We start from the raw sequence: 8,447 nt of genomic DNA, 5'->3' as shown, positions 1-8,447 counted from the left end.
TTACATCCATTACTATAACCACGACCGAATCAAACTGAAGTTAAAAGGGCTGAGTCCTGTGCAATACAGAACCCAGCCCTTGAGCGCCTAGCTTTTATACTGTCCAACTAATTGGGGTCAGTTCAGCCAACTTTCTGCCGGGGCTTTATTTAAACGATCATCTGGCTGATTAATCAGCCAAAGCTTCTTCTAATACCTCAATAAAGCGGGCATTTTCAGCTGGCAGGCCAATCGAAACACGCAGGGTGTTGGTGAGGCCGTATGGGGCTAATGGGCGGATGATTACACCGCGTTGCAGCATAAATAAATTAAGCGCTGCGGCATCGCCACAGTGAAAGGCAATAAAATTGGCCTGGCTTGGAATATAGCTAATACCAAGGCGCACAAAAGCTGCCGTTAATTGCGCCATGCCATCGCTATTGACGCGCAGTGTTTCTTTTAGGAATTCTTCGTCATCCAGCGCTGCAGTTGCTGCAGCTTGTGCGAGGCTGTTTACATTAAAAGGCTGGCGCACGCGGTTGATGATGTCTGCAACTTCCGGCGAAGTGAGTGCCATACCCACGCGCAAACCGGCCAGACCAAAGGCTTTAGAGAAAGTACGCACCACGATCAGATTCGGGAAGTCTTTCAGCCAGGCGATTGAATCCGGGCGTTTTTCCGGGGTAAAGAATTCGGTGTAGGCCTCATCCAAGACCACCAGCACATTTTTCGGGCAGTTTTGTAAAAACTCAAGCAAATCGCCTGGCCTTGCCATAGTGCCGGTTGGGTTATTTGGGTTGGCAATCCAAACCACCTTGGTATTTGACTCAATTGCGGCGAGCATGGCTTCTAAATCGTGGCCATAATCCAGCGCATTCACCTGAATGCCTTTAGCCCCAACGGCTTGCGTAGCCAGCGGGTAAACAGCAAATGCATATTGCGAATAAACCGCAGAATCACCCGGTGCAAGAAAAGCATGGGCGATTAAATCCAGCACATCATTCGAGCCATTACCTAAAACAATCTGCTCTGCTTTTACATTGTATTTTTTTGCGACTTTACTTTTTAAATCAAAGCCATTGCCATCCGGATAACGGGCTAATTCTGCCAATTCTTTTTCAATTGCGGCCCTGGCCTTGCTGCCCATGCCCAGCGGATTTTCATTAGAAGCCAATTTCACGATATGGTCAGGATTTAATCCCATTTCGCGGGCTAATTCTGAAACAGGTTTGCCCGGCTGGTAGGGAGCAATCGAGCGCACGTAAGCGGGGGCCAAATCTTGCAAACTCATATAAACATCCTTATGTGTGGATCAACTCAACAGGTATCAGGTGATACTAGCCGACATCAATTACGTAATACAAATTGTTGATATCCGCAATATTGCATTTGCCAGCCAAAGATTGTAAAACCCAGACTACGGCAACACTAAGCAGTTTATTTTGTAACGTTTTTAACAAACAGTCCTTTTACTCAAAACCGACACAGGCTTTAGCCTCCAAGGCTGCTCAAACTTATAAAAAATTCGAAATAAAACCACGATTCAATTTTTTTCATATTATTTTTGGCATAAGTTGCCATATCAACTCTAATTATGCAGCCCCGCATTAATTTAAAGCGCAATTTTACTTCCGCACTTCGGCTTATAAATCAACAAAACGAAGAATTTTGGCCTAACCATAGCGCCCTTCTTAGCGCACGATGTAAATAGACAAGGGCTGCGGCTCGCTTTAATTAATCTTTTCCTGGTGAGCCAATCGTGTTGCCAGTCATGGCAAATCTGCGTAGAGAAGCGTATCTGCCAAATCTATCTTTTGCTAGAAGGCCTGGGCTGTAGTACTTGCCATGCCTGCCACCGAAGGCAATACCTGATGTGCTGCTTGTACGCCTCTGTAAGCTGCTGATCATTCAAGCCCAAATACTTTCAAGTTAACACCTTTAATCTTTCTTTTTCTATCAAACAAAAAACCTCAGACTATTCCATAAATTAGAACAATCAATTGTAAAACATGACGATTCTTCTTTTCAAGACGCTTAGGCACAACCCATTTACTCGCTCTGCCACAGCGGTAAACCCCTAAACCCAAAAGGAAAACATCATGTCCCCATTTATTTTTCGCCGCACATTTTTTACTTCAGCCATGCTGGCCTCTTTGATCGTAGGCGGCTTGATGCCGACCTCGGCATTGGCTTATGACGAAGCGTCTACTGCCGCCATCAATGTAGATGCAAAAAACGTGGCGCTGAAAGGCTTTGACCCGGTGGCCTATTTCACTGTCCATAGCCCTACTTTGGGGAATGCGGCTTATAGCGCCAGCCATAATGGTGTGACTTATCACTTTTCTTCCCAAGAGAATTTGGCCAAATTTAACGCCAACCCCGCATATTACGCGCCCCAATTTGGCGGTTTTTGTGCCATGGGGGTCGCGCTGGATAAGAAATTTGATGGTGATCCAGAGGCATGGAAAATCGTAGAGGGGAAGCTGTACCTGAATGTGACCAAACAAGTGCAAAAGAAGTGGCTGGAAGACCTGCCGGGCAATATAAATAAAGCCAATCAAGAGTGGCCAGCCATTAAAGACAAAGCTCCCAAAAAGCTCTGATTGATACAGACACGCCACAAAACAACGCCGCAGCCTTTCCCAAATCAGCCGCCCCATAGGCCAGGACTTCATCATGTCAGCCATTACCATGTACAGCACCCACACTTGCCCATTTTGCGTGCAAGCCGAAAACTTGCTGCAAAGCAAAGGATTAAGCGTGAATAAAATATGGGTCGATCAAAACCCGGATGAGTTTGCCACCATGCTCAAGCGCAGCGCCCGCCGCTCTGTGCCCCAGATTTTTATTGGCGACCGCCACCTTGGGGGCTTTAACGATTTACTGGCTTTGGAGCAATCTGGCCAGTTATCAAAGTGGCTAGCAGACGCTCAGCCAAGCCATTCATAGCCAGCACCGTGCCGCAATAAAACACTGATTGCTACGCAACGCGACACAGGCGGTTAAGCCATTTTGTGGTGACACCGCTTGTGCATTTTATGTGCGCCTACGAGATAAGCCAGCACCCGCTTGCCCGCCCATTTGCTTCATCAATAACATACTACCCTGCCGCAAATAGCCCTCGCCTTTTATGCCCCGCCACTTGGCAAAACCACGGTATTCCCCTCGGCCCTCAGCTGCAATACGGAGCCATTCTTTGCTCATCCGCGCTACGCTGGCCCAGTCAGCACAAGCAGGCTCAAGCCCAAACGGCTTCACGCTTTCCTGCTCTGAATTATTCCTTAAAATACAATAAAATCTTCCATTTTATCGCTATTCTTTATATTTTTAGCATTTGGTAAATTAGCCGTATTCCTTGCCACGGCGACAACCATGACAGTGCTCTCTATCCCTAGCAAACCATTTGAAACGCTTATGCCTCTGGCACCAAGCGTCATTTTGAGCAATGGCCGTCCGCATGTGCCACAGCATTATGTGCAGTATCGGCACAGCATCACGAGCGTGGCTCAATTAATCAGTGAGATTGAATTTGACACACATACCCCTTTATTTGCAGCAGAAGATGCGGGCGGGATGTATTTGCAGGTGGGCCTGATCGGGCGGGAGAATTATGATCGCAGCCATACCATCCGGCCGCAGAAGCTGGTGTACGGCAGAAAATGGCGTATTGATCGCGATACGCCCAGCTCTGAAATTATCCAAACCGCTTTTTTGGCCATCAAAAAAGCACGCGAGCACGAGCTGCGTGAGTTACTGACTTTTCGCAAAGCAGCGGGGCAAGTCAGCGCCCCCTTTAGCAGTCACCAAGATTTAGCCCTGATGGCACAGAACCCAGAGCTGGTCCATGCCCCTAAGACGGTAGAAACAGCAGAGGCTTTACGCTCCTGTTTGTTGCAATGGCAGTTTGCACAGCGCCCCATTGAAGTACTGCATATCGAGCAGCGACATAATCAAACCATTTTGCTGGATATTCGCCTAGGAGAGCCGCCATTAGCACGCAAAATTGAGGCAGATTTCCCCGAGTTTGACGGGCTGGAATTAACGCTTTTGCTGCAAAACAGCAGTGCATCCGAGCTACTCTATGCACTGATGGACGCCTTAATTGCACACAGTGATCATTGGGTCGCAAGGCACTTTACTTACCAAGGCTTGCATCGTTTTAGCCGCAAGCTTGATCCGCAGCGTATTGCCGGGCTATCGATCAGCACCCGCCCCTATCAGCGCGATATGCAAAACAAACCCTTTGAGGCCATTTTCCGCCTTAGCAACTACGCCGTGGATGCAGGGCGTGCGCCGGATTTAGGCAGCGGGCCTCTGGCCGACAAAAACCGTCAGCTCATCAGCCGCTTTGAGCCGCTGGCAGGGCACTTACCGAGCGGTTATGCCACTAAACATGAGCGGGCCACGCCCGCAGAGCAATTTTAACCAGGGCATTGAGTTGCGCGTGGCTGGCACCATCAATCGCCTGCACCGACATTCCCTGGATTACACCGGCATAGAACATCGCCAAGCCATCCACATCCGTCTGCGTGCTCATCAGCCCGCGGCGGATATCCAGAGCGATTCGTCCAGCAATCATAGCCAAGGCATTGCGGCGATGCGTGGCGGTAAGCTGCGCCATCGCTTCATTCGCCTCTGCGCTGCGTAATACCCCGCTGGCAATTGGGCAGCCCGCTGGCTGATCGGGCCGGGTGTATTGCTCGGCAGCCGCATAGAGCATGGCTTCCAAGGCTTCTCTGGCGCTTAATGCCTGATCCATCAAAGCCGTAATCTGCTCGTGTTGACGGGCCAGATACAGCTCTAGCGCTTCGCTGTACAGCGCGGGCTTGGATTCAAAAGCAGCATATAAGCTTGGAGCGTTAATCCCCAAAGCGCTGGTTAAATCGCTCATTGAAGTGCCTTCATAGCCCTGCGCCCAAAACAATCGCAGTGCTTTATCTAAGGCTAGGGCACGATCAAATGCACGAGGTCTGCCGCGTGTTTTTCTAGTTTCGTCGCTTTCCATAATGATTACTACAAAATATATTGACGAGCGAATATTAGCTCGATTACATTATGTATCGTTCGTTACATAAACAGGAAAAACGATGAATCTCCCAGAGCAAATTCATTTTCAGCGCTATCAATTGCAGCCATTGGGTGAGGTGATGGCTTTAGAGCAGGTACTGACCCGTATCGGAGCACTTGCGGCCGATGAGGTATTGATCAAGGTCGCGGCGGCTAGCCTGAATTACCGTGATCTGATTATTTTGCGTAATGTTGGCAAAGGGAGTGTAGCCGGGCAAATCCCCTTATCCGACGCGGCGGGGACGGTGGTGGCAGCGGGTGAAAGCGTTAGTGAATGGCCCATAGGCGCACGGGTGGCAACTGGTTTTTTCAGCACCTGGCAGACCGGTAAATACCAGCCTCAGCACCATTTAGCCGGAGCACTAGGTAGCGCGCAAACCGCTGGAGTCTTAGCGCAATATATCGTCGCCAAAGCCAATGCTATTGTCGAAGTACCCGCACACTTAAGCCTGCAGCAAGCGGCAACATTACCCTGCGCGGCAGTTACGGCGTGGCAGGCTTTATTTGACCGCGGCCAATTGGCAGAGGGCGAAACAGTCTTGATTCAAGGCACGGGTGGTGTGGCGCTGTTTGCCCTGCAACTGGCGGTAGCGCAGGGCGCACGCGTCATCATTACCTCCTCATCCGATGAAAAACTCGCTAAAGCGCGCGCGCTGGGTGCATGGCAAACCATCAACTACCGCAAGCAGCCCGATTGGGATCAGGCCGTACTGGAGCTCACTGCAGGCACTGGTGCAGATCAAATTTTAGAGCTGGGTGGCCCTGACACTTTTAGCCGCTCAATCAGTGCAGTGGCAGGAGGGGGGCATATCCATCAAATTGGCGTTCTCAGCGGGTTTGCTCCCAGCCCGAATTTACTGCCGCTGCAATTACAGAACGCCACTATCCACGGCACTTTGGTGGGCTCGCTCGCACACTTTAAGGCTTTAAATCACTTTATCAGCCAGCACAAAATTGAGCCGGTCATTGATTGCAGCTTCTCTTTTAACCAGGCCCAGGCAGCATTTGATTACCTCGCCAGCGCACAGCATTTTGGCAAAATCATCATTAATTTCGAGCTGTAAAACTTCAAGGGAAAGAACATGACTCAATTTATCAGCCACAGTATCACCTCCGCTCCTGCCGCCAGCCAGCCCTTACTCAGCAATGCACAGGCTAACTTCGGTTTTGTGCCTAACCTGTTCGCCCATATGGCCAGCGCCCCTGCCCTACTGGAAGGCTACCTCACCCTGACTGGCATTTTCAATAAAAGCAGCCTGACTGAAACCGAGCGCCAGATCGTCATGATGACGGCCAACCGCCTGCACCGCTGCGACTACTGCATGGCGGCGCATTCCATGATCGCACAAAGCAGTGTGGCCCCAGATGTGATTCACGCCCTGCGTCATAACACCGCGATTGCAGATGCCAAGCTGGAAGCCTTGCGCCAATTCACCATTGCCATGATCGAAACCCGTGGCTGGCAAAGCAAAGAAGCCGTCGCGCAATTTATAACCGCCGGTTATACCCAGCAATCCGTATTGGAAGTGATTTTAGGCACCAGTCTGAAAATCATGTCCAACTACACCACCAGCGTGGCCGATACCACTTTGGATGTCGTATTTGCTGAGCATGCATGGCAAGCCACCCAAGCTGGATAAGCAGCAAAAAACGCCCTCCCCAATGGCTTTTACATTACGGGAGGGCGTGACTGATTGCCGGCTCTAAGCGGCAGTTTTTTAATTCCGAGTTTTGCCATCACCCCGCATGGGCTCAAGCAGCTGCTTGCAGCGCATTGGTCCACTCTTGGACCAAGGAGGCGATCTGCTGCTGATCTGCGCGAGGTGCCATTGCCTCGGCGCTGGCCTTTCCCCCCGTTGCCACAATCGAGAGCTGGCCCTCACTGCCGCGCTCCCACACATAATCACCGTTGCAATTAGGGCAGGCGGCGTGTTCACCCTGCTGCGCCACACGATATCGCACAATCGTTGGCCCGCACATGGTGCAGTGCGCCAGCGGAATGCCTGCATCGCTATGACCAACGATATGGTCCAGACTGCCAGCCTGGCCAAGTTGAATAAACACTTCACTACACTCTTTATCAAACTGCCGGCCTGATTCACTTTGAATAATGGCCAGCGCCTTGCTGATAGGCATGCCAGACCGATATGGCCGAGAGCTGGTCATGGCGTCAAAAGCATCACACACCCCTACAATCAAGGCATCACGCGGGATATCTGCTCCTGATAAGCCATAGGGATAGCCCTGGCCATCCGGCCTTTCATGATGCCCTTCAACGGCTGCCAGCACTAAAGGAGAAAGTGGGTGGCTAGCCAGTAAACGTGCACCAAGCGAAGGATGGGTTTTAATCACCGCATATTCATCGTCCGTCAGCTTATCAGGCTTACGCAAAATAGCATCTGGCACGCCAATTTTGCCCATATCGTGTAAGAAACCAGCCATGGCAATACGGCTGACGCTGGGCGCGGATTCTCCCAGTGCCTGCGCCAAAAGCGCCGACATGGCCGCCACCCGCCACAGATGCCCACCTGTGTATGGATCCCGTGCTTCCACCACCCATGCCGATGCTAAGAGGCTAGCCAACAAGCCCTGCTCCTGCACCAGCAAGCGGGCTTGTAGCGCTTCGAGCAAGGTTTCCGAGCGGGCAGAAGCGGGGCGCAATACATTCATTAACTGCTCAAACATAACAATCTCACTACGGTAACTGACTATCAGCTTAATACATCCAGCCATACTACAAAGACTTTTTATAAGTCTAAATCACTTAAACTAGGATGATTATCCGAACGACAACCTTGGGGCCAATGAAATAATCGCGCACTAGCCTAAATCGGAAAAGCATTAATGCTAGCATAACGATGATGCATCAGGCCTTTGTTGAAATATTCACTGACTATGTCGCCCCTGCAAACTCAGAAAATATTTGGCAGTGCCTTTCTCGGAATAGCCTCCTGCGCCTCACCACACTGTATTTAAACAGCATAAAAGCATTGTAAACAAATGATCATCAAACCATTGAGCATAGCTGCAACAGAAACGTGGTGGCTAAAACGGATTGCCGATCTTAGCTGCTAAAATCTGGCCTTAGGGGCATTACTTGATCATCAAACTGCAGGTACTCCCCACAAAAAACCTTACAAAACATGAAAAACTTACAATAAAGCAACGTCAGGACCAAAAAATCATATGCAATATAAATACTTGCACTGACTAGACTAGGGCCTGTTGACGTTTCATCCACGGCTGCGTTTGCCCAGTTTTGGGGCTGAACAAGGAGCAAATTGCGACATGGTACGAGTACCATGAGCGATTTTTAACTTTCATTCCGCCCCAAAAATGGGCTAAACCCGAAAGGCTGAGCCGGAAAATGGCCATTCACTGCGTTATGCTCCTCGGAAATA

Annotated in this window: 10 protein-coding genes; 6 read left to right on the top strand and 4 right to left on the bottom strand. The window is 50.2% G+C overall.

Translation table 11 applies throughout. From position 1 onward, the window contains the following. Positions 1-91 (top strand): IS3 family transposase (locus CSQ88_RS21360; protein WP_143449393.1); only part of this gene is annotated, 91 nt, incomplete at its 5' end. A gap of 78 nt (positions 92-169) precedes the next feature. Here CSQ88_RS21360 and hisC read toward each other — a convergent pair. Next, complete coding sequence (hisC, locus tag CSQ88_RS21355; protein WP_099400081.1) at positions 170-1,270, bottom strand: histidinol-phosphate transaminase; 1,101 nt, start codon at positions 1,268-1,270, stop codon at positions 170-172. 808 nt (positions 1,271-2,078) lie between these two features. On the opposite strand from hisC, the gene CSQ88_RS21350 reads away from it, so the two are divergent. Both CSQ88_RS21350 and grxC read left to right on the top strand, forming a co-directional pair. Further along, complete coding sequence (locus CSQ88_RS21350; protein WP_218963169.1) at positions 2,079-2,582, top strand: YHS domain-containing (seleno)protein; 504 nt, start codon at positions 2,079-2,081, stop codon at positions 2,580-2,582. A 73-nt stretch (positions 2,583-2,655) separates the two neighbouring features. Beyond that, positions 2,656-2,928: a glutaredoxin 3 gene (gene grxC, locus CSQ88_RS21345; RefSeq protein WP_099400080.1), complete on the top strand. Its 273-nt coding sequence runs from the start codon at positions 2,656-2,658 to the stop codon at positions 2,926-2,928. Positions 2,929-3,015: 87 nt separating this feature from the next. Here grxC and CSQ88_RS21340 read toward each other — a convergent pair whose 3' ends face one another. Then, positions 3,016-3,237, bottom strand: a complete 222-nt coding sequence (locus tag CSQ88_RS21340) for a hypothetical protein (RefSeq protein ID WP_099400079.1) — start codon at positions 3,235-3,237, stop codon at positions 3,016-3,018. 114 nt (positions 3,238-3,351) lie between these two features. On the opposite strand from CSQ88_RS21340, the gene CSQ88_RS21335 reads away from it, so the two are divergent. Further along, positions 3,352-4,404 (top strand): hypothetical protein, encoded by a 1,053-nt coding sequence (locus tag CSQ88_RS21335; RefSeq protein WP_099400078.1) that lies wholly within the window; start codon positions 3,352-3,354, stop codon positions 4,402-4,404. Here CSQ88_RS21335 and CSQ88_RS21330 read toward each other — a convergent pair. Next, on the bottom strand, positions 4,367-4,984 hold the full coding sequence (locus tag CSQ88_RS21330; protein ID WP_099400077.1) for a TetR/AcrR family transcriptional regulator: 618 nt from the start codon (positions 4,982-4,984) through the stop codon (positions 4,367-4,369). The genes CSQ88_RS21335 and CSQ88_RS21330 overlap by 38 nt on opposite strands. A gap of 82 nt (positions 4,985-5,066) precedes the next feature. Here CSQ88_RS21330 and CSQ88_RS21325 point away from each other — a divergent pair, with 82 nt between their 5' ends. Both CSQ88_RS21325 and CSQ88_RS21320 read left to right on the top strand, forming a co-directional pair. Then, positions 5,067-6,110 (top strand): NAD(P)-dependent alcohol dehydrogenase, encoded by a 1,044-nt coding sequence (locus CSQ88_RS21325; protein WP_099400076.1) that lies wholly within the window; start codon positions 5,067-5,069, stop codon positions 6,108-6,110. 18 nt (positions 6,111-6,128) lie between these two features. Next, positions 6,129-6,686, top strand: coding sequence for a carboxymuconolactone decarboxylase family protein (locus CSQ88_RS21320; protein WP_099400075.1), 558 nt, complete (start codon positions 6,129-6,131; stop codon positions 6,684-6,686). Between the two features lie 112 nt (positions 6,687-6,798). On the opposite strand, the gene CSQ88_RS21315 is transcribed toward CSQ88_RS21320, so the two are convergent. Next, positions 6,799-7,731 carry an HD-GYP domain-containing protein gene (locus CSQ88_RS21315; protein WP_218963168.1) on the bottom strand — a complete coding sequence of 311 codons (933 nt, stop codon included), beginning with the start codon at positions 7,729-7,731 and terminating at the stop codon, positions 6,799-6,801. Positions 7,732-8,447: the final 716 nt, after the last annotated feature.

The sequence above is a fragment of the Iodobacter sp. BJB302 genome (genome assembly GCF_002735645.1).
Lineage (GTDB): Bacteria > Pseudomonadota > Gammaproteobacteria > Burkholderiales > Chitinibacteraceae > Iodobacter.
Note: the sequence above shows the minus strand (reverse complement) of the source record. Positions and strands in the feature narration are given on the sequence as shown.

What these genes read in the sequence shown, in the direction of transcription:
- hisC (WP_099400081.1), bottom strand. Translation starts at nt 1,270, where the DNA reads ATGAGTTTGCAAGATTTGGCCCCCGCTTACGTGCGCTCGATTGCTCCC.
- CSQ88_RS21330 (WP_099400077.1), bottom strand. Translation starts at nt 4,984, where the DNA reads ATGGAAAGCGACGAAACTAGAAAAACACGCGGCAGACCTCGTGCATTT.
- grxC (WP_099400080.1), top strand. Translation starts at nt 2,656, where the DNA reads ATGTCAGCCATTACCATGTACAGCACCCACACTTGCCCATTTTGCGTG.
- CSQ88_RS21315 (WP_218963168.1), bottom strand. Translation starts at nt 7,731, where the DNA reads ATGTTTGAGCAGTTAATGAATGTATTGCGCCCCGCTTCTGCCCGCTCG.
- CSQ88_RS21320 (WP_099400075.1), top strand. Translation starts at nt 6,129, where the DNA reads ATGACTCAATTTATCAGCCACAGTATCACCTCCGCTCCTGCCGCCAGC.
- CSQ88_RS21335 (WP_099400078.1), top strand. Translation starts at nt 3,352, where the DNA reads ATGACAGTGCTCTCTATCCCTAGCAAACCATTTGAAACGCTTATGCCT.
- CSQ88_RS21325 (WP_099400076.1), top strand. Translation starts at nt 5,067, where the DNA reads ATGAATCTCCCAGAGCAAATTCATTTTCAGCGCTATCAATTGCAGCCA.
- CSQ88_RS21350 (WP_218963169.1), top strand. Translation starts at nt 2,079, where the DNA reads ATGTCCCCATTTATTTTTCGCCGCACATTTTTTACTTCAGCCATGCTG.